Annotated in this window: 20 protein-coding genes and 2 pseudogenes; 14 read left to right on the top strand and 8 right to left on the bottom strand. The window is 60.3% G+C overall.

The window, feature by feature from the left end; translation table 11 throughout:
- Positions 1-296 precede the first annotated feature (296 nt).
- From B5P46_RS31155 to B5P46_RS31145, 3 genes are all read left to right on the top strand, one after another.
- Positions 297-1052, top strand: a complete 756-nt coding sequence (locus B5P46_RS31155; protein WP_129422086.1) for a helix-turn-helix transcriptional regulator — start codon at positions 297-299, stop codon at positions 1050-1052.
- Between the two features lie 214 nt (positions 1053-1266).
- Positions 1267-4731 (top strand): pyruvate carboxylase, encoded by a 3465-nt coding sequence (pyc, locus tag B5P46_RS31150; RefSeq protein WP_129422085.1) that lies wholly within the window; start codon positions 1267-1269, stop codon positions 4729-4731.
- A gap of 191 nt (positions 4732-4922) precedes the next feature.
- Positions 4923-5495 (top strand): NADPH-dependent FMN reductase, encoded by a 573-nt coding sequence (locus tag B5P46_RS31145; RefSeq protein WP_029870818.1) that lies wholly within the window; start codon positions 4923-4925, stop codon positions 5493-5495.
- Positions 5496-5538: 43 nt separating this feature from the next.
- Here B5P46_RS31145 and B5P46_RS31140 read toward each other — a convergent pair whose 3' ends face one another.
- From B5P46_RS31140 to B5P46_RS31120, 4 genes are all read right to left on the bottom strand, one after another.
- Positions 5539-6300, bottom strand: coding sequence for an amino acid ABC transporter ATP-binding protein (locus B5P46_RS31140; protein ID WP_129422084.1), 762 nt, complete (start codon positions 6298-6300; stop codon positions 5539-5541).
- Positions 6297-6977 (bottom strand): amino acid ABC transporter permease, encoded by a 681-nt coding sequence (locus B5P46_RS31135; protein WP_129422206.1) that lies wholly within the window; start codon positions 6975-6977, stop codon positions 6297-6299. Before B5P46_RS31135 ends, B5P46_RS31140 begins: the two co-directional genes overlap by 4 nt.
- A 212-nt stretch (positions 6978-7189) precedes the next feature.
- On the bottom strand, positions 7190-7963 hold the full coding sequence (locus B5P46_RS31125; RefSeq protein ID WP_017995516.1) for an amino acid ABC transporter substrate-binding protein: 774 nt from the start codon (positions 7961-7963) through the stop codon (positions 7190-7192).
- 153 nt (positions 7964-8116) lie between these two features.
- Positions 8117-8986 carry a DMT family transporter gene (locus B5P46_RS31120; RefSeq protein WP_129422083.1) on the bottom strand — a complete coding sequence of 290 codons (870 nt, stop codon included), beginning with the start codon at positions 8984-8986 and terminating at the stop codon, positions 8117-8119.
- 196 nt (positions 8987-9182) lie between these two features.
- Here B5P46_RS31120 and B5P46_RS31115 point away from each other — a divergent pair, with 196 nt between their 5' ends.
- The 4 genes from B5P46_RS31115 to hisC all read left to right on the top strand — a co-directional run bounded on the left by B5P46_RS31115 (position 9183) and on the right by hisC (position 13642).
- On the top strand, positions 9183-9959 hold the full coding sequence (locus B5P46_RS31115; RefSeq protein ID WP_027668541.1) for a DeoR/GlpR family DNA-binding transcription regulator: 777 nt from the start codon (positions 9183-9185) through the stop codon (positions 9957-9959).
- A gap of 64 nt (positions 9960-10023) precedes the next feature.
- Entirely contained in the window at positions 10024-11217 is a 1194-nt protein-coding gene (locus B5P46_RS31110; protein WP_129422082.1) for an MFS transporter, read from the top strand.
- A gap of 96 nt (positions 11218-11313) precedes the next feature.
- Positions 11314-12564, top strand: a complete 1251-nt coding sequence (gene ispG / locus B5P46_RS31105) for a flavodoxin-dependent (E)-4-hydroxy-3-methylbut-2-enyl-diphosphate synthase (RefSeq protein WP_129422081.1) — start codon at positions 11314-11316, stop codon at positions 12562-12564.
- A gap of 16 nt (positions 12565-12580) precedes the next feature.
- Positions 12581-13642: a histidinol-phosphate transaminase gene (gene hisC, locus B5P46_RS31100; protein ID WP_129422080.1), complete on the top strand. Its 1062-nt coding sequence runs from the start codon at positions 12581-12583 to the stop codon at positions 13640-13642.
- Between the two features lie 9 nt (positions 13643-13651).
- Here hisC and B5P46_RS31095 read toward each other — a convergent pair whose 3' ends face one another.
- Entirely contained in the window at positions 13652-14566 is a 915-nt protein-coding gene (locus tag B5P46_RS31095) for a polyprenyl synthetase family protein (protein ID WP_129422079.1), read from the bottom strand.
- Between the two features lie 135 nt (positions 14567-14701).
- Between B5P46_RS31095 and mtgA the strand changes: the two genes are divergently transcribed.
- From mtgA to B5P46_RS31070, 5 genes and pseudogenes are all read left to right on the top strand, one after another.
- Complete coding sequence (gene mtgA, locus B5P46_RS31090; RefSeq protein ID WP_129422078.1) at positions 14702-15439, top strand: monofunctional biosynthetic peptidoglycan transglycosylase; 738 nt, start codon at positions 14702-14704, stop codon at positions 15437-15439.
- A gap of 96 nt (positions 15440-15535) precedes the next feature.
- Positions 15536-16254 (top strand): annotated as a pseudogene (locus B5P46_RS31085) (DUF1868 domain-containing protein).
- 13 nt (positions 16255-16267) lie between these two features.
- Positions 16268-16915: pseudogene (locus B5P46_RS31080) on the top strand (glutathione S-transferase family protein).
- A gap of 155 nt (positions 16916-17070) precedes the next feature.
- Positions 17071-17256 (top strand): 50S ribosomal protein L32, encoded by a 186-nt coding sequence (gene rpmF / locus B5P46_RS31075; protein ID WP_003543812.1) that lies wholly within the window; start codon positions 17071-17073, stop codon positions 17254-17256.
- Positions 17257-17401: 145 nt separating this feature from the next.
- Entirely contained in the window at positions 17402-17809 is a 408-nt protein-coding gene (locus B5P46_RS31070; RefSeq protein ID WP_003543801.1) for a hypothetical protein, read from the top strand.
- Here B5P46_RS31070 and phaR read toward each other — a convergent pair.
- Positions 17804-18376 (bottom strand): polyhydroxyalkanoate synthesis repressor PhaR, encoded by a 573-nt coding sequence (gene phaR, locus B5P46_RS31065; RefSeq protein WP_129422077.1) that lies wholly within the window; start codon positions 18374-18376, stop codon positions 17804-17806. The two genes, B5P46_RS31070 and phaR, sit on opposite strands and share 6 nt — an antisense overlap.
- 238 nt (positions 18377-18614) lie before the next feature.
- Between phaR and B5P46_RS31060 the strand changes: the two genes are divergently transcribed.
- Together B5P46_RS31060 and B5P46_RS31055 are read left to right on the top strand one after the other, a co-directional pair.
- Positions 18615-19796 (top strand): acetyl-CoA C-acetyltransferase, encoded by a 1182-nt coding sequence (locus tag B5P46_RS31060; protein ID WP_129422076.1) that lies wholly within the window; start codon positions 18615-18617, stop codon positions 19794-19796.
- 71 nt (positions 19797-19867) lie between these two features.
- Positions 19868-20593: a beta-ketoacyl-ACP reductase gene (locus tag B5P46_RS31055; protein ID WP_129422075.1), complete on the top strand. Its 726-nt coding sequence runs from the start codon at positions 19868-19870 to the stop codon at positions 20591-20593.
- A gap of 484 nt (positions 20594-21077) precedes the next feature.
- On the opposite strand, the gene B5P46_RS31050 is transcribed toward B5P46_RS31055, so the two are convergent.
- Together B5P46_RS31050 and B5P46_RS31045 are read right to left on the bottom strand one after the other, a co-directional pair.
- On the bottom strand, positions 21078-21335 hold the full coding sequence (locus B5P46_RS31050) for a YMGG-like glycine zipper-containing protein (protein WP_129422074.1): 258 nt from the start codon (positions 21333-21335) through the stop codon (positions 21078-21080).
- A gap of 27 nt (positions 21336-21362) precedes the next feature.
- Positions 21363-21518: a DUF3309 family protein gene (locus B5P46_RS31045; protein ID WP_017962528.1), complete on the bottom strand. Its 156-nt coding sequence runs from the start codon at positions 21516-21518 to the stop codon at positions 21363-21365.
- Between the last annotated feature and the right edge of the window lie 652 nt (positions 21519-22170).

Below are 22170 nucleotides of genomic sequence, written 5' to 3'. Positions count from 1 at the left end.
CGAAAACGGGATGATGCGATGCTACAAAAGGCTACCTGAACGGGCGATTAACGGAGTATTCAGGGTTCAATCGATGGGATGATTAATACGATCATACTATCGCAGGATGCGACGAGATGGCCATGGCGCCGAAATTGCCGTTCGGCTATATCTCGCAACAATTTGCGCTTGCATTTTATTAAATGTTTAGCACAGCATTAAATTACAGACTGCATATATTGAAGACCGTTTCGCGACCAGTTTGACCAGCCGCCGACGGCCTCATGCGGGCATCAGGTCCGGGCAAGGGCATTTTTGTGAATATTAATTCGTTAATTCAATTACTTGTAATTCTGGAAGAATGCTCAAATCCTGAAGCCGTCGTCACCGAGGTGGAGCAGATCCTCCGCCGTTGCGGCTTCGAATATTACGGCCTGCTGCGCCATGTGCCGCAGAATCCGGTGCAGCAGAATCCAGAGCCCTGGGCTGCGGCGTTGGCCGGCCGCTGGCCGGAACAATGGCCGCAGATATATACCGCGAAAAAATATGCGCTGATCGATCCGATGGTGCGCTATCTCGCCCATGCGCAGCGCCCTTTCCGCTGGCGGGAGGCGATGGCCGCCTTCCACAAGGACGCGTATCATCGCCGCATGGAGCAGATGATGGTCGATGCCTTCGGGCATGGGTTGGAGGACGGCTACATCTTTCCGATCCACGGGCGCAGCGGCATTCTCGCCAGCCTTAGTCTCGCCGGCAAGCCAATCGAGCTGTCGCCGGTGGAGATCGCGTTGTTGGAGGCGGTGGCGCGCAAGGCCTTCTGGCGGTTGCTCGATCTGAAGGGCGAGGCGCAGGCACTGGAAACCGTGCTGCTGGCCGACACGCCGCTGACGCGGCGCGAGATGGAAATCCTGCATTATCTCGCCGAAGGCATGACTTCGATGGAGATCAGCAAGATGCTGAAGATCTCAAACCACACCGTCGACTGGTATATGAACGGCCTGCAGGACAAGCTGAAGGCGAAAAACAGGCAGCAGGCGGTGGCACTTGCCTTCCGTCATGGCCTGATAAGTTAAAGCAATCCGCTTCTCATCGAAGCGGATTGCTCTGGTTTTTATTTTTGCGCAACTCCGGACGGAAACCGTTTCGCACTTTTCCTGGAGTTGCTTCAGAATGTCGAAAAATTGCATTTTCGCAGTCGCAAGATAAATTGAACTTTCTGTGACAAGAAGTTAAGAGTTTCCTTCGCGGGTGCAGCATTCCCGCGTCTGAACGTCTGAGGAGACCGTTTTGCCCATTTCCAAGATTCTCGTTGCCAATCGCTCTGAAATTGCCATCCGCGTGTTCCGTGCGGCCAACGAACTTGGAATAAAAACGGTGGCGATCTGGGCGGAAGAGGACAAGCTGGCGCTGCACCGCTTCAAAGCGGACGAGAGTTACCAGGTCGGCCGCGGCCCGCATCTTTCCAAGGACATGGGCCCGATCGAGAGCTATCTGTCGATCGAGGAGGTGATCCGCGTTGCGAAACTCTCCGGCGCCGATGCCATCCATCCCGGCTACGGCCTGCTGTCGGAAAGCCCCGAATTCGTCGATGCCTGCAACAAGGCCGGCATCATCTTCATCGGTCCGAAGGCCGATACGATGCGCCAGCTCGGCAATAAGGTCGCAGCGCGCAACCTGGCGATCTCGGTCGACGTTCCCGTAGTGCCGGCCACCGGGCCTCTGCCAGACGACATGGCCGAAGTGGCGAAGATGGCGGAGGGGATCGGCTACCCCGTCATGCTGAAGGCCTCCTGGGGCGGTGGTGGGCGCGGCATGCGCGCGATCCGCGATCCAAAGGATCTTGCCCGCGAGGTGACGGAAGCCAAGCGCGAGGCGATGGCGGCCTTCGGCAAGGACGAGGTCTATCTGGAAAAGCTCGTCGAGCGCGCCCGCCATGTCGAAAGCCAGGTCCTCGGCGATACGCATGGCAATGTCGTGCATCTCTTCGAGCGTGACTGCTCGATCCAGCGCCGCAACCAGAAGGTCGTCGAGCGCGCGCCGGCGCCCTATCTCTCGGAGGCGCAGCGCCAGGAACTCGCCGCCTATTCGCTGAAGATCGCGGCGGCGACCAATTATATCGGTGCCGGCACCGTCGAGTATCTGATGGATGCCGATACCGGCAAATTCTACTTCATCGAAGTCAATCCGCGCATCCAGGTCGAGCATACGGTGACCGAAGTCGTCACCGGCATCGACATCGTCAAGGCGCAGATCCACATTCTCGACGGTTTTGCGATCGGAACGGCGGAATCGGGCGTGCCACGCCAGGAAGATATCCGTCTCAATGGCCATGCGCTGCAGTGCCGCATCACCACGGAAGATCCGGAGCATAATTTCATTCCGGATTACGGCCGCATCACCGCCTATCGCTCAGCGTCCGGTTTCGGTATCCGCCTCGATGGCGGCACCTCCTATTCGGGCGCGATCATCACCCGCTTTTATGATCCGCTTCTCGTCAAGGTCACGGCATGGGCGCCCAATCCGTCCGAAGCGATCGCCCGCATGGACCGGGCGCTGCGCGAATTCCGCATTCGCGGCGTGGCAACCAACCTGACCTTCCTCGAAGCGATCATCGGCCATCCGAAGTTCAGGGATAACAGCTACACGACACGCTTCATCGACACGACGCCGGAACTCTTCCAGCAGGTGAAGCGCCAGGATCGCGCCACGAAGCTCCTGACGTATCTCGCCGACGTCACCGTCAATGGCCATCCCGAGGCCAAGGACAGGCCCAGGCCGCTGGAAAACGCTGCCGAGCCGGTGGTTCCCTACGCCAACGGCAATGCGATCAAGGATGGTACCAAGCAGCTCCTCGACACGCTCGGCCCGAAGAAATTCGGCGAATGGATGCGCAACGAGAAGCGCGTGCTCTTGACCGACACAACGATGCGCGACGGTCACCAGTCGCTGCTCGCCACCCGCATGCGCACCTATGACATCGCCCGCATTGCCGATACTTATGCGCATGCGCTGCCAAATCTTTTGTCGCTCGAATGCTGGGGCGGCGCGACCTTCGACGTCTCCATGCGCTTTCTGACCGAGGATCCGTGGGAACGCCTGGCGCTGATCCGCGAGGGCGCGCCGAACCTTCTGCTCCAGATGCTGCTTCGCGGCGCCAACGGCGTCGGCTACACCAATTATCCCGATAATGTCGTCAAATATTTCGTCCGCCAGGCGGCCAAGGGCGGCATCGATCTCTTCCGTGTCTTCGACTGCCTGAACTGGGTCGAGAACATGCGCGTCTCGATGGATGCCATTGCCGAGGAGAACAAGCTCTGCGAGGCGGCGATCTGCTATACCGGCGATATCCTGAACTCGGCCCGTCCGAAATACGATCTGAAATACTACACCGACCTTGCGGTCGAGCTCGAGAAGGCCGGGGCGCATATCATCGCGCTCAAGGATATGGCGGGCCTTCTCAAGCCTGCGGCTGCGAAGGTTCTGTTCAAGGCACTGCGCGAGGCGACAAGCCTGCCGATCCATTTCCACACGCATGATACATCGGGTATTGCGGCCGCGACCGTTCTTGCCGCCGTCGATGCCGGCGTTGATGCCGTCGATGCCGCCATGGATGCGCTTTCCGGCAATACCTCGCAGCCCTGTCTCGGCTCGATCGTCGAGGCGTTGCGTGGTACGGAGCGCGATCCGGGCCTCGATCCGGAATGGATCCGCCGCGTCTCCTTCTATTGGGAAGCGGCGCGGAACCAGTATGCCGCCTTCGAAAGTGATCTGAGAGGCCCGGCATCCGAAGTCTATCTGCATGAAATGCCGGGCGGCCAGTTTACCAACCTCAAGGAACAGGCCCGCTCGCTCGGCCTCGAGACCCGCTGGCATCAGGTGGCGCAGGCCTATGCCGACGCCAACCAGATGTTCGGTGATATCGTCAAGGTGACGCCGTCTTCCAAGGTCGTCGGCGACATGGCGCTGATGATGGTGTCCCAGGATCTGACGGTTGCCGACGTCGTCAGCCCCGACAAGGAAGTCTCCTTCCCGGAATCAGTGGTCTCGATGCTGAAGGGCGATCTCGGCCAGCCGCCGTCAGGATGGCCGGAAGCGCTGCAGAAGAAGGCGCTGAAGGGTGACAAGCCCTATACGGTGCGCCCCGGCTCGCTGCTCAAGGAGGCCGATCTCGATGCGGAGCGCAAAGTCATCGAGACGAAACTCGAGCGTGAGATCAGCGACTTCGAATTTGCTTCCTACCTGATGTATCCGAAGGTCTTTACCGATTTCGCACTCGCCTCCGATACCTACGGCCCGGTCTCGGTGCTGCCGACACCCGCCTATTTCTACGGTCTCAAGGACGGCGAGGAGCTGTTTGCCGATATCGAGCGCGGCAAGACGCTCGTCATCGTCAACCAGGCGATGAGCGCGACAGACAGCCAGGGCATGGTGACCATCTTCTTCGAGCTCAACGGTCAGCCGCGCCGCATCAAGGTGCCGGACCGGGCCCATGGGGCGACGGGTGCCGCCGTCCGCCGCAAGGCGGAGCCCGGCAATGCCGTTCATGTCGGTGCGCCGATGCCGGGTGTCATCAGCCGTGTCTTCGTCTCGCCCGGCCAGGCCGTCAATGCCGGCGACGTGCTCGTCTCCATCGAGGCGATGAAGATGGAAACGGCGCTGCATGCGGAAAAGGATGGCACGATTTCCGAAGTGCTGGTGCGGGCCGGCGATCAGATCGATGCCAAGGACCTGCTCGTCGTCTACGCAGGCTGAAGGGCGGCCATCCTTCGCAAAGGCGCCCATCAGCCGACTTTGCGAGCTGGCTCCATTCACTCGATTGTGTACGATCGGCCTGTCAAAAAGCTGATTTTTCGAAGCCTTCGCGCCTTGCCCGGCGCGGAGGCTTTCTCATAGACTTGCGCTCCCACCATCCGCCCCCCAAGACCCATCAGGAAATGATATCCATGAGCAAGTTGAAGATTGCCGTCATCGTCGGCAGCACGCGTATTGGCCGTTTTGCCGAGCATCCGGCCAAGTGGATTGCCGCTATCGCCGCCGAGCGGCAGGACATCGAGGTCGAGGTTCTCGACCTGCTCGACTACCCCATGCATTTTTTCGGTGAGCAGCGTGCCACGACCGCTGAAAGCGAGACGGCAGAGCGCTGGAAAAAGAAGCTGCGTGAATTCGACGGCTTCATTTTCACCGTCGCCGAGTACAATCACGCTCCGACGGCGGTTCTGAAGAATGCCATCGACCTCGGCGAGTTCATCCACAAGCCGGTCGGCTTCGTCGGTTACGGCGGCGTCGGCGGTGCACGCGCGGTCGAGCATCTCCGGCTGATCTTCGTGGAAATGGGCGCGGCTTCGGTAAAAACGGGCGTGCATATCGCGCTTGGCGAATATCTCGGCGTCCTCAAGGAAGGCAAGAGCCTCAGCGACTACGCGCATCTCAACGAAGCGGCGAAGAACCAGCTCGACCAGCTCACCTGGTGGGGCAATGCGCTGAAGGCGGCGCGCTCGGTCGTCACGGCCTCCTGAGTGGAGTTCCAGCGATGCCGGGATGTTCGCATCTCGGCATGGCTCAGATATCGTAAGTATGGGCGGCGTTGATCGTCGAGATGAAACGTTTGGTGCGTTCGCGCTCCGGCGCACTGAAGATTGCTCTGGCGCTGCCCGTTTCCACCACGCTGCCGGCTTCCAGGAAAACCACGTCATTGGCGATCTTCGATGCGAGCCGGAGATCGTGGGTCGCCATCACCATCGTCGTGCCTTCGCTGGCAAGTTGGCCCAGCACATCGACCACTTCGGCCGAAAGCTCGGGATCGAGGGCGGATGTCGGCTCGTCACACAGAAGCACGCGCGGCGACGGCGCCAGCGCGCGGGCGATCGCGACGCGCTGCTGCTGGCCGCCCGATAGTGTCGAAGGCCAAGCATCGGCCTTGTCGGTCATGCCGACCTTGGTCAGCAATTCCATCGCACGCTCGCGGGCCTTTTGCCTCGGCCATCTCAGCACCGTCACCAGGCCTTCCATGACATTCTCGATCGCAGTCTGATGCGGGAAGAGCTGGAAGTTCTGGAAGACCATGCCGGTCTGGCGGCGGATCTTCTGGATCGCCGGCCAGCTCGTTCGTTTGCCCGGTGCAAAGGCCAGCGTTTCCTCTCCGAGGCGGATGGAGCCGGCGGTCGGAATTTCGAGCAGGTTGATGCAGCGCAGCAGCGTGCTCTTGCCGCCGCCGGAAGGCCCGACCAGCGCGGTGACGCTGCCTTCGGGAATACGGATGCTGATATCCTTGAGAATGACCGCGTCGCCGAAGCGCTTTTCGATGTTGGAAAGCTCGATCATGCATTTGCCTCCAGCATGCCGCCGTACCGGGCGAAACGGCGTTCCAGCCGCACCTGCAGCTGTGAGAGGACGGAGCTCAGGACGAGATAGATCAGCGCCGCTTCGATATAGAGGATCAACGGCTCATAGGTGGTTGCGACGATGCGCTGTGCGGCCTGGAAGAGCTCGGGCACGGTGATGGCGGCGGCAAGCGAGGTATCCTTGACCAGCGAGATGAAGGTGTTCGAGAGCGGCGGCACGGCGACGCGGGCCGCCTGCGGCAGGATGGTGCGGCTCATCGCCTGGCGCCAGCTCATGCCGATCGAATAGGCCGCTTCCCACTGGCCCTTCGGCACCGAGGAAATGACCGCGCGGATGATCTCAGAGCTATAGGCGCCGATATTCAGCGTGAAGCCGATGAGGGCGGCCGGAAAGGCATCGAGCAGGATGCCGAGGCTCGGCAGGCCGTAGAAGATGACAAAGAGCTGCACGAGCAGCGGCGTGCCGCGGATGACCCAGACGTAGAAGCGGGCGAGGGCCGCGACGGGCGCCGGGCCGAAAAGCCGGCCGATGGCGGTGGCGAGCCCGAGCGCGAGGCCGAAGATGAAGGACAGCAGGGTCAGCGGGATGGTAAAGATCAATCCCGCCCAGAGGAGCGAGGGAAGGGATTCCGCCATCAGTTGGAGCCAGTGCGGCAAGGGTATTCCCTCTCGTCGGTTGGTACGTGGAAGTGGCATACCCCTCCCCAACCCCTCCCCACAAGGGGGAGGGGCTTAGCGGAGGCCCCGGCGCACCAAATAGCGACCGTACTGTTGGCTGAGAGGTTGTTTTGAGATGAGAACAGTGCGGCATCGAAGCCCCTCCCCCTCGTGGGGAGGGGTTGGGGAGGGGACTTTTTCTTGAACGAAGCTTACTTGGAAACGTCCTGGCCGAAATACTTGTCGGCGATCTTCTTGTAGGTGCCGTCGGCCTTGATGTCGGCAAGCGCCTTGTTGATTTCGGCAAGAAGCTCCGGCTCGTTCTTGCGGATGATGACGCCGGAATAGTCGGCGTTTTCCTGCTCGGCGACGATCTTCACCGGCGCGTCCGGCTTGTGCTTCTTGAAATCGAGGAAGGAGAGGCTGTCGTTGATCGTGGCGTCGGCGCGTTTGGTCAGCACCAGCTGGATCGATTGATCGAAACCGTCGGTGCCGACGAGTTCGGCGCCGGCTTCGGTTGCGAGCTTGCCGAAGTTGCTGGTCAGCGATTGGGCGGCCTTCTTGCCCTTCAGATCGGCGAAGGACTTGATGCTGTCGTCGCCATCGCGGGCGATCAACACGGCCTTGGAGGCGATATAGGGCTCGGAGAAATCGTATTTCTGCTTGCGGGTTTCGGTGATGCCGACCTGGTTGATGACGGTATCGTAGCGTTTGGCGTCGAGGCCGGCGATCAGGCCATCCCACTTGCCTTCGACGAACTCGGCCTTGACGCCGAGCTTGGCGGCGATCGCTTCGCCGATCTCGACGTCGAAGCCGACGAGCTTGCCGCTTTCGTCATGATAGGTGAAGGGCGCATAGGTGCCTTCGGTGCCGATCTTGAAGACGCCAGCCGATTTGATGGCGGCGAGGTTTTCACCGGCATGCGCAGGCAGGAGGGCGGCAGCCTGAATGAGGGCAGCGGCGGCGACGGTTTTCAACCAGTTCATTGTTTTATCCATCCTTGGGAGGTTGTCATCGGGGTGGGGATAGTTTGCAGAAAATTAGGGCGCCGGAAGCGTAGAAAACTGCGAATAAAAGCAGCAACTGCAAATATTTTTCTCAAGCGGCCGTTTGAACCATGAATCCTGCAGAAACAGGCATCAGGCCGTGATGCGGCGGCGCAGCTTTTCGCTGACGATGATGATCAATCCGGCGCCGAGAATCATCGCCGCGCCGACGACCACATTGGGCGTGGGGATATTGGCCCAGATCAGATAACCCAGGAGGAAGGCCCAGATGAGAGAGCTATATTCGAATGGCGCAAGCACGGAGACGGGCGCCTGGCGCATGCCTTCGAAAAGGGCGAACTGCGCGCAGCCGGCAACGACGCCGGTGGCGATGAGAAGCGCGAGCTGCGTCATATCGGGTGTCCGCCAAGTGTAGAGAACGGCAATGCCGGTCATGGCAAGAAAAAAGACGTTGGAAACGGCGAGCTGGATAATCGTCTTCTCATGCAGCGAGGTCTTGCGCAGCAGCACCATGGCGCAAGCCCAGAGAACGGCGGCCTGCAGCGCCAGATAGACCGGCCAGGAGATGGTGAGGCCGATCGGATTGCAGGCGATCAGCACGCCGACGAAGCCGACGCCGACGGCAAGCCAGCGCGCCGGCGTGACCTCCTCTTTCAGGATGAGCCATGCAAGCAGGGTGCCGACGATGGGTGCGGCGTAATAAAGCGTCGTTACTTCAGCCAGCTGCAGGCGGCTTGCGGCGGAATAATAGGAAAGCCAGGCAGAGAGAAGAAGGATGCTGCGGACGATCATCGGCTTGATGATCGGCGATGTCATCGTTTGATGGACGAGCTTGCCGCGGCCATAGGCGAGACAACCGACAAGGATGGTGAGACTGCGGAAAAACAGGATCTGCCAGACCGGGATGGTGACCGTCAGGATCTTGATGATCGCGTCATGGAAGGTGAACGCCATATAGGCGACGCTCGTGAGCAGAATGCCCAGGCTGACAGAGTTTTTCACGGAAATGCACCAGATGGCGGATATGCCGGCGGGAATCGAGAATATGCGATCGGTAACCCCCGGCCCTCGGGCCGGTCAAGAGGCCATATTTCGCTTTGTTTCATAACGTCAGAAAACGTGTGATCGTGCATATTGCCTGCACGGTTATCAGCGTTTATGCATGTTTTCATGTCTGATGTATAGATCCGGTAGAAACATGCAGGATTTTCTGTTGCGAGAGCGCCAAGGCGTGATTTCCGAGAGGCTGCGGCTGAATGGCCGTGTGCTGGCGACGGAGCTTGCGCTCGAATTCGGTGTCTCCGAAGATACGGTGCGGCGAGATCTGCGCGAGATGGCGGCGGCAGGGCTCTGCGAACGAGTTTATGGCGGTGCATTGCCGGTCTCGCCGGCGCACGGAAGCATGACGCAACGCATCGGCTTTGCCGCTGATCGGAAACAGGCGCTGGCGCGCGCTGCGGCAAAGCAGATTGCCGCCGGTTCGACCGTGTTTTTCGATGCCGGCAGCACCAATCTGGCGATTGCCAACGCATTGCCGGCCGAGCTTGCGCTGACGGCTGCGACGAATGCGCCGGCGATTGCCGCAGCGCTGATCGACAAGCCTGGCGTCAACGTCATTCTGATCGGCGGGATGGTCGACCGGCAGACGGGCGGTTCGCTCGGCGCCAAGGCCTTGCGGGATATGGAACAGATTTCGCCCGATCTCTGCATTCTCGGCGCCTGCGGCGTCGATCTCGAAGCCGGCATCACGGTGTTCGGCTTCGAGGATGCGGAATTCAAGCGGTTTGCGACGTCCAGGAGCAGAAAAGTGTTGGTGGCTGCAACCTCGGAGAAATTCGGCACTGCCGCCCCCCATAGCATCCTGCCGGTTGCCCATTGCGAATGCCTGGTCGTCGAGCACGATGCAGATCCGGCCATTCTCGCCCGCTACCGCGAGCGCGGATGCAGAACTGTTCTCGCCGAGAAAACGAACTGAGGCGACGTCATAGAGTTTAGGGAAATCGGGTGGGTGAAAGCCCGGCAATGAGGAAGACCGAAAAATGGACAGTCATGTAAGTGCGCCACCGGGAGCCCGGAGCGGCTTCATTACCAGAAGCAGGGCTGCAGTTTCCCTACTCTTCCTTATGAACGGTTTTGTCGTCGGCTGCTGGGCTCCGAAGATCCCGGATTTTGCCGAGCGTCTGGCGCTGACCAAGTTCGAGCTTGGACTGATGATCCTGGTCTTCGGGGTCGGCTCTCTGGTCATGATGCCGATCGCCGGTGCACAGATCGCCAGACATGGCTCGCGTATCGTCGTTCAGGTCCTGGCCGTCTGCGTGCTGCCGTTGCTGCTGGCATTGACGCTCGCGCCAAATGTGCTCACCGGGGCAATCTCGCTCTTCCTGTTCGGCGGCTTCATCGGCGCAATGGATGTGGCGATGAATGCCAATGCGGTGTCGGTCGAGAAATCCATGCGCCGCGCCATCATGTCGTCCTGTCACGCTTTCTGGAGCCTTGGCGGACTGATCGGCTCCGGTCTCGGCGGCATCGTGATCTCCAAACTCGGCGTGCTCGGCCATGCGCAACTGGCGACGGTGCTGGCGGCAATCTTCCTTGCCGTCGCCTGGCCGATGATCCTTGCGGATCCACCGCATCCCGACACCAAGAAGGAAAAGACGAGGCTGCCGATGGTGCCGCTGCCGTGGCTGCTCGGATTAATGGCGCTGTTCAGCATGGTGCCGGAAGGTGCTGTTCTCGACTGGGGCGCGCTCTATCTTCGGCAGGAAATGGATGCGTCCGTCGCGCTTTCCGGTCTTGGTTTCGCAGCCTTTTCGGCCACCATGGCAATCATGCGCTTTGCCGGCGACCTGGTGCGTGACCGCCTGGGCGGCGTCAAGACGCTACGCATCTGCACTTTGTTTGCCATTGTCGGCATGCTGCTTGCAGGTCTGGCGCCCAATGCCGAGCTTGCCATCCTGGGCTTTGCTTTTTGCGGTATCGGCATTTCCAACATGGTGCCGATCGCTTTCTCGGCGGCGGGCAATATTCCCGGACTCAAGCCCGGCATCGGCATCTCGGTGGTCACGACCATGGGCTATTCCGGCATGCTGGTTGCGCCATCGTTGATCGGCTTCGTCGCCGAGCATATCGGTTTTGCCGTCGTTTTCATGGCGCTGCCGGTGTTGCTCATCGTCGTTCTGCTGCTGTCCAACCTGGCCCACTACGCCGATGAGACCTCGGGAGGCGGTCACTGAGCCGCCTCCCAACAAAAGTGATATCAGGGGCGGTTGACAAGCAGCCGGCCTTGATCCACCTGAAAAGCACTGTTTTTAGGGGTGCAAGAACTCTTCATGTTGTCAGCCGCCGATTTTGATCCGAAACCGCGCCGCGCTTCCGTTGCCGTCGATGTCGGCGGCGTCATCGTCGGCGGCGGGGCGCCGGTCGTCGTGCAATCCATGACGAACACCGAAACGGCCGATATCGATTCCACCGTCGCGCAGGTCGCCGCTCTGTTCCGGGCGGGTTCGGAGCTGGTGCGCATTACCGTCGACCGCGACGAGAGTGCGGCCGCCGTGCCGAAGATCCGCGAGCGGCTTCTGCGCCTCGGCATGGACGTGCCCTTGATTGGCGACTTCCACTATATCGGCCACAAGCTGCTTGCCGATCATCCTGATTGTGCCGCGGCGCTGGCTAAATACCGCATCAATCCCGGCAATGTCGGCTTCAAGGACAAGAAGGACAAGCAGTTCGCCGAGATCATCGAGATGGCGATCCGCTATGACAAGCCGGTGCGCATCGGCGTTAACTGGGGTTCGCTCGATCAGGATTTGCTGACAGCGCTGATGGACCGGAACGCCGAGGCTGGGTCGCCGCTTTCGGCCCGGCAGGTAACGCGCGAGGCGATCGTGCAGTCGGCGCTGCTGTCGGCAGCCCTTGCCGAAGAGATCGGCCTGCCGCGCAACCGCATCATCCTGTCGGCCAAAGTCAGCCAGGTTCAGGACCTGATCGCCGTCAATTCCATGCTCGCCGAACGCTCCAATCATGCGCTGCATCTCGGCCTGACCGAAGCCGGCATGGGCACCAAGGGCATCGTCGCCTCGTCGGCGGCGATGGGCTTCGTGCTGCAGCACGGCATCGGCGATACGATCCGCGTGTCGCTGACGCCCGAGCCGAACGGCGACCGCACGCGCGAAGTCCAGGTGGCGCAGGAAATCCTGCAGGTCATGGGCTTTCGCCAGTTCATACCTGTCGTTGCGGCCTGTCCCGGCTGCGGGCGCACGACGTCGACGGTGTTCCAGGAGCTTGCCCAGAACATCCAGAACGACATCCGCAAGAACATGCCGGTCTGGCGCGAGAAATATCCTGGCGTCGAGGCACTGAACGTTGCCGTCATGGGCTGCATCGTCAACGGGCCGGGCGAAAGTAAACATGCCGATATCGGCATTTCGCTTCCGGGCACTGGCGAAACGCCGGCCGCCCCCGTCTTCATCGACGGCCGGAAAGCGCTGACGCTGCGCGGTCCCAATATCGCTGCCGATTTCGAGGCGCTTGTCGTCGACTATATCGAGAAGCGTTTCGGCCAGCGGACGGCGGCGGAATGACCGACCGCAACTTCGGATGAGCCAGTACTGGTCGCCAATCGTCAGCAAGCTTCAGCCCTATGTCGCCGGGGAGCAGCCCCGTACCGCCGGCTTGGTCAAGCTCAATACCAATGAAAATCCTTACGGGCCGTCTCCGAAGGCGCTCGAGGCGATCCGGGAAGCGGCGGACGATCGTCTGCGGCTCTATCCCGATCCCACTGCTTCGGAATTGCGCGAGACGATCGCGGCGCGTTTCGGCCTGACCGCGGAAGAAGTATTCGTCGGCAACGGCTCCGACGAGGTTCTCGCGCATGCGTTCCAGGCGCTGCTGAAACACGAGCGGCCGCTTCTCTACCCCGATGTGACCTACGCCTTCTATTCGACCTATAGCTTGCTATACGGCGTCGAAGCGATCGAGGTGCCCGTTGACGATGGGTTCCGGATCCGGCTGGCCGATTACGACAGCCCCTGCGGCGCGATCATCATCCCCAATCCGAATGCGCCGACCGGCATCGGCCTGCCGCTCACCGGCATCGAGGCACTTCTTGCCGCCCATCCGGATGCGGTCGTCGTCATAGACGAGGCCTATATCGATTTCGGCGGCGAGAGCGCCGCCGGGCTCGTTTCAACCTATCCCAACCTACTGGTGATCCAGACCCTGTCGAAGTCCCGTTCGCTTGCCGGTCTGCGCATCGGCTTCGCGCTGGGGCAGCGGCCGCTGATCGAGGCGCTGGAGCGGGTCAAGGACAGTTTCAATTCCTATCCACTCGATCGTCTGGCGCAGCTTGCCGCGACGGCGGCGATCAAGGACGAGGCGTGGTTCGAGAGAGGCCGGAGGAACATCATCGCCAGCCGGGAAAGCCTCGTCTCTGAACTTGAAGCTTTGGGTTTCGAGGTCTTGCCGTCGCAGGCGAATTTCGTTTTCGCAAGGCACCAAAGCCGTTCGGGCGCAGCATTTCAAGCTGCTCTGCGGGAGCGCGGCATTCTCGTCCGGCATTTTGCCAAGCCGCGTATTTCGGACTTCCTGCGGATCAGTATCGGCACGGATGAAGAGTGTGCCCGTCTGGTTTCCGCTCTCAAAGAGATACTGGCGGCCTGACCTGTCGCTTCAGCTCTTCCGGTCGGCGATGAAATGCGCTGCAGAAGTGAGGATCGAGGCACGGGCGCCGTAAGGGGCAAGCAGCGCTTCGGCATCGCGGACGTGCTCACGGAGCTGGGTCTCGGCCCATTCCATGCCGCGCAGGGCGACGAGTGTTCCCTTGCCGCGGGCCGCATCCTTGCCGGTCGCCTTGCCCATGGTCGCCGCATCCGAAGTCAGGTCGAGAATGTCGTCGGCAAGCTGGAAAGCAAGACCGATCTTTTCGCCGAAGGCGCGCAGGCGGCGGCGATCTTCCGGCGGGCTTGCCGAGATGACGGCGCCGGCTTCGCAGGCGAAGCGGATCAGCGCGCCCGTTTTCATCGCCTGCAGGCGGATGATGCCGGTCTCGTCGGGGGCCCGCTTTTCCGCCGCGAGATCGAGCGCCTGGCCGCCAGCCATGCCGCCGAGACCGGCTGCGCGGGCAAGGGCCAGCACAAGCGATGCCTTGCTCGTATCGGCAAGGGTCGTTTCCGGCGCGGCGATGATGTCGAAGGCATAGGTCAGCAGGCTGTCGCCGGCGAGGATCGCTGTCGCTTCGTCGAACTTGATGTGGACCGTCGGTTTGCCGCGGCGCAGGTCGTCATCGTCCATGGCCGGCAGGTCGTCATGCACGAGGGAATAGCAGTGGACGCATTCGAGCGCGGCGCCGACGCGAAGTGCCGCCTCGGCGTCGCCGCCGAGAAGGGCAGCACTTTCGACGACGAGAAACGGACGTAGCCGCTTGCCGCCGTTCAGCACGGCATAATGCATGGCATCGCGCAGCGTCTCGGGCCTGGCGATTTCATCGGAAAGGGCACTCGGCGAAAGCAATAGGTCGAGCAGCGCCTCGATGTCGCGGGCGTTGTTCTTCAGCCTCGTCTCGAAAGTGTCCCGGTTCGCGTCCATGGGCGCTGTTTGGCATGAGCGCCCCCGGGCTTGCAACGGAATTGTCGATGGCGGCAGCAAGATTCGCCGCGCACTCTGGCATAAGCTCCGCACAGGCGTTATGAGAACGACAGGAGCGAAATCGGACTGGGGACATTGGATATAGCGCCGGAGAGAGAGGACAGCGTCGACATGCCGGTTCGTCGGCGATGGTTCGGAGACCGGCGTGTGTTGAAACGCATTGTTCTTGCCGTGCTGATCGTGCTGATCCTTCCCTATGCGCTGATCTTTTTCTATCTGCTGCCCTTCATTCACCCCGTCTCGACGCTGATGCTGCGTGATCTCGTGCTGCTGCGTGGCTACGACAGGCAATGGGTGTCGCTTGATGACATCGCCCCGGTTGTGGTGCAGTCGGTGATGATGTCGGAGGACGGGCAATATTGCTTTCACGGCGGTGTCGACTGGGTGGAAATGCGCATGCTGGTCGAGGATACGCTGAAAGGTCAGGCGACGCGCGGCGGCAGCACGATCCCGATGCAGACGGCGAAAAACCTCTTCCTCTGGAACGGCCGCTCTTTCGTACGCAAGGCGCTGGAACTTCCGCTCGCGGTGACCACGGATTTCGTCTTGTCGAAACGGCGACTGATGGAAATCTATCTCAATATCGCCGAATGGGGTCCCGGCATCTACGGCATCGAGGCGGCGGCCCGACACCATTTCAAGGTGCCGGCCTCGAAGCTGACGCGGCGCCAGGCATCGCTGCTTGCCGTCTCGCTGCCGAACCCGATCGACCGCAATGCCGGCAAACCCGGCCGCGGCCTTCGCCGGCTCGCCGGCGTGATCGAGAGACGCGCGCAAGGTGCGGGCGATTACATCAAGTGCATCTATGATTGAGATCAGAACTTGTCGTTGGAAGCGGTGACCGTCATCTGACATTCGTGGTTCTGCCATATGGGCGAATGCCGTCCCAACCAGAGCCGCGAGTCGCCCATGAACATCACGACGTTTTCGCCCGAGCTTCTCTTCTACTCGAAGACGCACAATCCGAACCCACCCACGCATCTCGGCAGCCGCTATCGCAAGGTCGGCGGCTTTCTTCCGGAAGCCGGCAACACCATCGTTTGCCATGCCGAGAAAGGTACGCAGACGCAAAGGGTGCTGATCGAGGCGCGTGAGACATATCTGGCGATGCCCGAGGCCTCGCAGTTCCTCTTCACGCCGATATCAAGCATTCACATGACGCTTTTCGAAGGCGTGATCGAAACCAGGCGCCGGCAGGATTACTGGCCGGGCGATCTGCCGCTCGATACACCGATCGAAGACATGACCGAGCTGATGGCGGCCCGGCTCGAAGGTTTCTCGGTGTTCGATCCCTTCAAGGTCGCCGTCGTCGAAGCGCGTCCCTCGGGCCTGCTCGCGGGGCGACCGAGAACGACCGCAAGGTCATGCGCGCCTGGCGCAATGCGCTGGCCGAGCTTCTGGGCTATCGCCAGCCGAACCATGACGACTATAAGTTCCACATGACCTTCGCCTATGCGATCGAACGGCTGGAGGACGAAGCCTTGCCACGCTGGCAGGCAATGCTCGATGACGTGGCCGACCATATCCGCCGCAAGGCCCCTGTTCTCGAGCTGACCCCGCCGGCATTCTGCGTGTTCGAGGACATGAACCATTTCCACGAATTGCTGATTTTCGACTTCGAAGCCTGAACGGGAGAGGCCCATGGATAGACCGACGCTCTACATCGCCAACAAGAACTACTCCTCCTGGTCGTTCCGGCCCTGGATGGCGCTGACGGGCGCCGGCGTCGATTTCGAGGAGGTCCTGATCCCCTTCGACTATCCTGGTGGCAATCCCGATATCAAGGCGATTTCGCCGACCGGGCGAGTGCCGCTTCTGCAGCACGGCGCATTGAAGATCTGGGAATCGCTGGCGATCATCGAATATGTCGCCGAGCTTTATCCGGACGCCGGCCTTCTGCCGAGGGATCGCGCCGAGCGGGCGCTCGCCCGTTCGGTTTCGATGGAAATGCTGTCGAGCTTTCGGGCGCTGCGCAGTGCCTGCCCGATGAATATCCGCCGGCCGAAGGGCGGGATCGTGTTGCCGGATGGTGTCGACGCCGATATCAGCCGCATCGAGACGATCTGGCGCGACCTCCTGTAGCAATCCGGCGGACCGTTTCTGTTTGGTGCGTTCAGCGGGGCGGATGCGATGTTTGCGCCTGTCGTCAACCGGTTCGACATTTATGATCTCGTCAGCCAAAACGATACGCTGGCCTATATGGAGACCATGAAGGCGCATCCGGCCTGGCGGAAATGGGAAGAGGCGGCCCGCGCCGAGCCTTGGATCGTGCCGGAAGACGAAGTCTGAGCCCGGAATCGGCGGCTTCGCAAAAAATACGCATGGGGACTGGTCAAGGTCACCCCTTGCATGTATAAGCGCGCCAAATTCCGAAATCGCGACATGTCCGTTTCGGCCGCCAGTCTGGCCGTGGGAATGTTTTGCCCGCAAGTGGAGTAAGAGAAATGGCTGTACCGAAGAGAAAAACAAGCCCGTCCAAGCGCGGTATGCGCCGTTCGGCAGACGCCCTGAAGGCTCCGACCTACGTCGAAGACAAGAACTCCGGCGAACTGCGCCGCCCGCATCATATCGACCTGAAGACCGGTATGTATCGCGGCCGCCAGGTTCTGACGCCGAAGGAAAGCGCATAATTTCCCGATCCGGCTTGTCCGATCGAAGTTTCAAGGCCGGCGTCATGCCGGCCTTTTGCATTTCGACAATATAATATTTGCAATGACTTGCGGTGGGGCACGGGTTTGCGGCAGTATTCTTCCATGATGCACTGGGAGATTGCTGATGATAGCCGCCATGCCCCTAATGATTATCCCGTTTATTCTTTACAATCTTGCAATGCTGGGCCTGATGGGCGATGGCGGCATTCCGGCACTGCAACATGATATCATCGTGCTGTCGATGATCTCGGGCGCGATCTGGAGCATGGCGCTCGGCGATCTTTTCATCGTCATCGCACTTGTCGTGCTGTTCTTCGAAATCCTCAAAGCGACCAGAACCGGTCCCGGCAATCTCGTCAACCACATGCTGTCGATGCTGGTGTTCATCGCCTTCCTGGTCGAGTTTTTGCTCGTCCGGGATGCTGCGACGCAGGTCTTCTTCATTTTGATGACGATCGCTCTGATCGATGTCATCGGCGGTTTTGCCGTGTCGATCCGGAGCGCCGGGCGGGATGTCTCGATCGGATTATAGGTTGTCGAGTTTGTTCTGAAGGGCGCGGAGCTGTTCCTTCAGTTCATCGATATCCTTGGCCTCGGCCTTGCGGCTTTCCTTGGCAGGCGGCGTCATGAAGGGCGAGAACATCTGCATCGCCTGCTGAAACAGCTCGGTGTTGCGGCGAACCTGGTCCTCGACCATCTGCATCGGCAACTGCAGGTTCTTGCCGAGCGGCGTTTCGCCGAAGGCGCGGTTTACCTGCTCGCGCATCTGGGCCTGTTGTTCGGTGAAGGAGCGCATCGAATGTTCGAGAAAGCTCGGCACGACCATCTGCATCTGGTCGCCGTAATAGGTGATGAGCTGGCGCAGGAAGGAAATCGGGAGCAGCGTGTTGCCGGTCTTCGATTCCTGTTCGAAGATGATCTGGGTCAGCACCGAATGGGTGATGTCATCTCCGCTTTTTGCATCTTGTACGGTAAATTCTTCGCCCTTCTTCACCATCTCCGCCAGGTCTTCCAGCGTCACGTAGGTGCTGGTGCCCGTGTTGTATAGGCGGCGATTGGCGTATTTCTTGATAACGATCTGACCCTCATGCTTCGCCATATCAGTCTCCTGAACCCCCGTCTGATTTATGGATATTCCTCCATTTAAGACTGTAAACGCAAAAGAAGGCCGGTGACAATCTCTTTGTGCGATGCGGCAAACCTTTAACAGAGCAGATGAATCGGGCTTTGACGGGCTTTGCCTAAAAATGACGGCAGCCGGTCTTCGCGTTTGACTTGTGCTCCAAGCTTTGCCAGTTTCCACTTATGTAAGTGAGACGAAAACGAGGAGCGTCCCCATGAGCAATCCATCCATCGTCATCGCCAGCGCAGGGCGAACAGCAGTCGGCGCCTTCAACGGTGCTTTCGCGACGGTCCTCGCGCATGAGCTCGGGGCGGCCGTCATCAAGGGCGCGCTCGAGCGCGCCGGCGTCGATGCCGGCGAGGTGGATGAGGTGATCCTCGGCCAGGTGCTTGCCGCCGGCGAGGGCCAGAACCCGGCTCGCCAGGCTGCGATGAAGGCCGGCATTCCGCAGGAAGCGACGGCCTGGGGCGTCAACCAGCTCTGCGGCTCGGGCCTGCGCGCGGTCGCGCTCGGCATGCAGCAGATCGCCACCGGCGACGCCAAGATCATCGTTGCCGGCGGCCAGGAATCCATGTCGATGGCGCCGCATGCCGCGCACTTACGCGGCGGCGTCAAGATGGGCGACATGAAGATGATCGACACGATGATCAAGGACGGCTTGACCGACGCCTTCCACGGCTACCACATGGGCATCACCGCCGAGAATGTCGCGCGCCAGTGGCAGCTTTCGCGCGACGACCAGGATCAGTTCGCGGTCAGCTCGCAGAACAAGGCGGAGGCAGCGCAGAAAGCCGGTCGCTTTGTCGATGAGATCATCCCCTACGTCATCAAGACACGTAAGGGCGACGTTACGGTCGATACTGACGAATATATCCGTCACGGCGCGACGATAGAGGCGATGGGGAAATTGCGCCCGGCCTTCGACAAGGACGGCACGGTCACGGCCGCGAACGCGTCCGGCCTCAACGATGGTGCCGCTGTGGCGGTGCTGATGAGCGAAGCGGAGGCAGTCCGGCGCGGCATCCAGCCGCTCGCCCGCATCGTTTCCTGGGCAACGGCGGGTGTCGATCCGCAGATCATGGGCACCGGACCGATCCCGGCTTCGCGCAAGGCGCTTGAGAAGGCCGGCTGGTCGGTGAACGATCTTGATCTCGTCGAAGCCAACGAGGCCTTCGCGGCGCAAGCCTGCGCCGTCACCAAGGATCTCGGGTGGGATCCGTCAATCGTCAACGTCAATGGCGGAGCGATCGCGATCGGCCATCCGATCGGCGCCTCGGGTGCGCGCGTTCTCAACACGCTGCTGTTCGAAATGAAGCGCCGCGGCGCGAAGAAGGGTCTCGCCACGCTTTGCATCGGGGGTGGCATGGGTGTGGCCATGTGCTTTGAAGCGCTTTAAATAGCATACGATCCAGGATTGATTGAAGATCCCGCCACGCGGTGGGGCGAAAAACAAAAGGGGAGCGGAACATGAGCAGAGTGGCTGTGGTCACCGGGGGTACACGCGGCATCGGCGCGGCAATATCCATGGCACTGAAAAATGCCGGATACAGGGTCGCGGCCAACTATGCCGGCAACGACGAAAAGGCCAAAGCCTTCCACGACGTTACCGGCGTTCCGGTGTTCAAATGGGATGTTTCGGATTACCTCGCCTGCGGTGAAGGAATTGCCAGGGTCGAAAGCGAGATCGGGCCGGTCGAAATCCTCGTCAACAATGCCGGCATCACCCGCGACGCGATGTTCCACAAGATGACGCAGCAGCAATGGCACGAGGTGATCAACACCAACCTCACGGGCCTGTTCAACATGACGCATCAGGTCTGGACCGGCATGCGCGACCGCAGCTTCGGCCGTATCGTCAATATCTCGTCGATCAACGGGCAGAAGGGCCAGATGGGCCAGGTGAACTATTCGGCGGCCAAGGCGGGCGATCTCGGCTTCACCAAGGCGCTGGCTCAAGAAGGCGCGAACAAAAACATCACCGTCAACGCCATTTGCCCCGGTTACATCGGAACGGAAATGGTGCTTGCCGTGCCGGAGAAGGTGCTCAACGAACGCATCATTCCGCAGATCCCCGTCGGCCGTCTCGGCGAACCGGAAGAGATCGCGCGCTGCGTCACCTTCCTCGTCTCCGACGATGCCGGCTTCATCACCGGTTCGACGCTGACGGCCAATGGCGGACAGTTCTTCGCCTAGACATTGCTTCTTCGAGTGGACAGTACGGATTAGATTCAAAGCAATGGCGCGTCCGGCAGGACGCGCCATTGCTGTTTATCGACGTCTCTCGGTGATGCCGGCGGCGATCTTGTGGCCGAAGTGGTCGTGCGTTTTCGGGAAGATCAAGAGCGGCAGTCTGTGTTCGGACGTCGCTGTGGCCGAACTCTTGCCGGCACTTTACGCAGCGCAGGATCATCGGTGCTGAGGGCTGATATCGCGGTCGTCAGGAAAGCCGACGTGATGAGAACGGCGACGAGGGAATTCAGCAAAATCTGAATCATGGAAGTGTTCCTTTCCGGTGCGCTGGGCGGCTCTGCCTTTCCGTTGCGCTCGTGAAGGAAATATGTGCCTGCCCGTTTGACGGCGCCAGATTTGACTTTCGCAACCGATTGTCAACGTCTCGTTGACGGAGCAAAAAAACGGGCGCCGAAGCGCCCGTTGGGAGTCCGATATGCTTTGCCGATCAGCGGCAACGAGCCTCGTAGCGGCGGCCGTAGCGGTCGCGATAGACACAGTAGCCGCGGCGTTCGACCGACTGGCCGATCAGAGCACCGGTCAAACCGCCGGCAACGGCGCCGACGGCGGCACCACCCCAGCTGTTGGTGACGGCACCGCCAATGACCGCACCGGTGCCGGCGCCGATCGCCGTACCTTGCTCGGTCGCTGTGCAGGATGCCAGGGCGCCGACGAGCGCACCAATAAGAACAATCTTCTTCATCATGTCGTAACTCCCCAGGTTAGTTGGCCTTTAGATGCGGCCCATTAGTACAAGGATAATGATAATCACGAGAACTAGCCCCAAACCGCCGGAAGGTCCATAGCCCCAGCCACGGCTGTAACCCCAATTCGGCAAGGCTCCGATCAAGAGCAGAATGAGGATAATAAGAAGTATCGTGCCAAGCATGGTGTGTTTCCTTCATTTCATCCGCAATTTGGATGGACGAGAAACACGCATTGGCGATTTTTGTTCCCGGTTAAGCTCTGGAAATGTGACGAAGCCTGATTCACGGTTTAATTTCCGTCACCTCGGAAAATTACCGCTATGGTTAAAAAGACATTTAAATACAATATGTTGCGGTGAACAAAGCGAGAAAGTCACGATGTCGCCGATTCGTCAGCGATTCGTTCCGTTTTTGATCGGCGCGCCACAATTGGCCTCCCCGGCTTAACGCTGTCTGAATCCGGATCCCAAAAGATTAATGTTGGTGCGGCGCGAGGGCTCTGCCGCTGATCCGCGTCTAGTGTCCGGGCCTGATAGCGCTACCAGATGTGGCCGTGAACGAAAGGCGAAAACGACGGAGTGAGCGATTCGTCTCCGATTCGTTCAGGCTTTGGTCGAGAGGTTAATTTCGGGCGGATTTTTGCCTGTTGAAAATCGGGCGAAGACCGTCACTCGCAACGGCGAAAATGCGAACCGGAGAGAGTCTGACGATTCAGCATCTAGTGGGAAAAAGTGATTCAAAATCAATACTTAGCCGTGAACAAAAGCTGAATCAGCGTGAGTCATCGATTCGTCGCTGATTCGTTCTCACGCTGTTCCGAATCGGAAATTCGGG

It is taken from the genome of Rhizobium leguminosarum (assembly GCF_004123835.1).
In the GTDB taxonomy this organism is placed as follows: Bacteria; Pseudomonadota; Alphaproteobacteria; order Rhizobiales; family Rhizobiaceae; genus Rhizobium; species Rhizobium leguminosarum_M.
The sequence above is the reverse complement of the archived record's forward strand: the minus strand, read 5'-3'. Positions and strand labels throughout refer to the sequence as shown.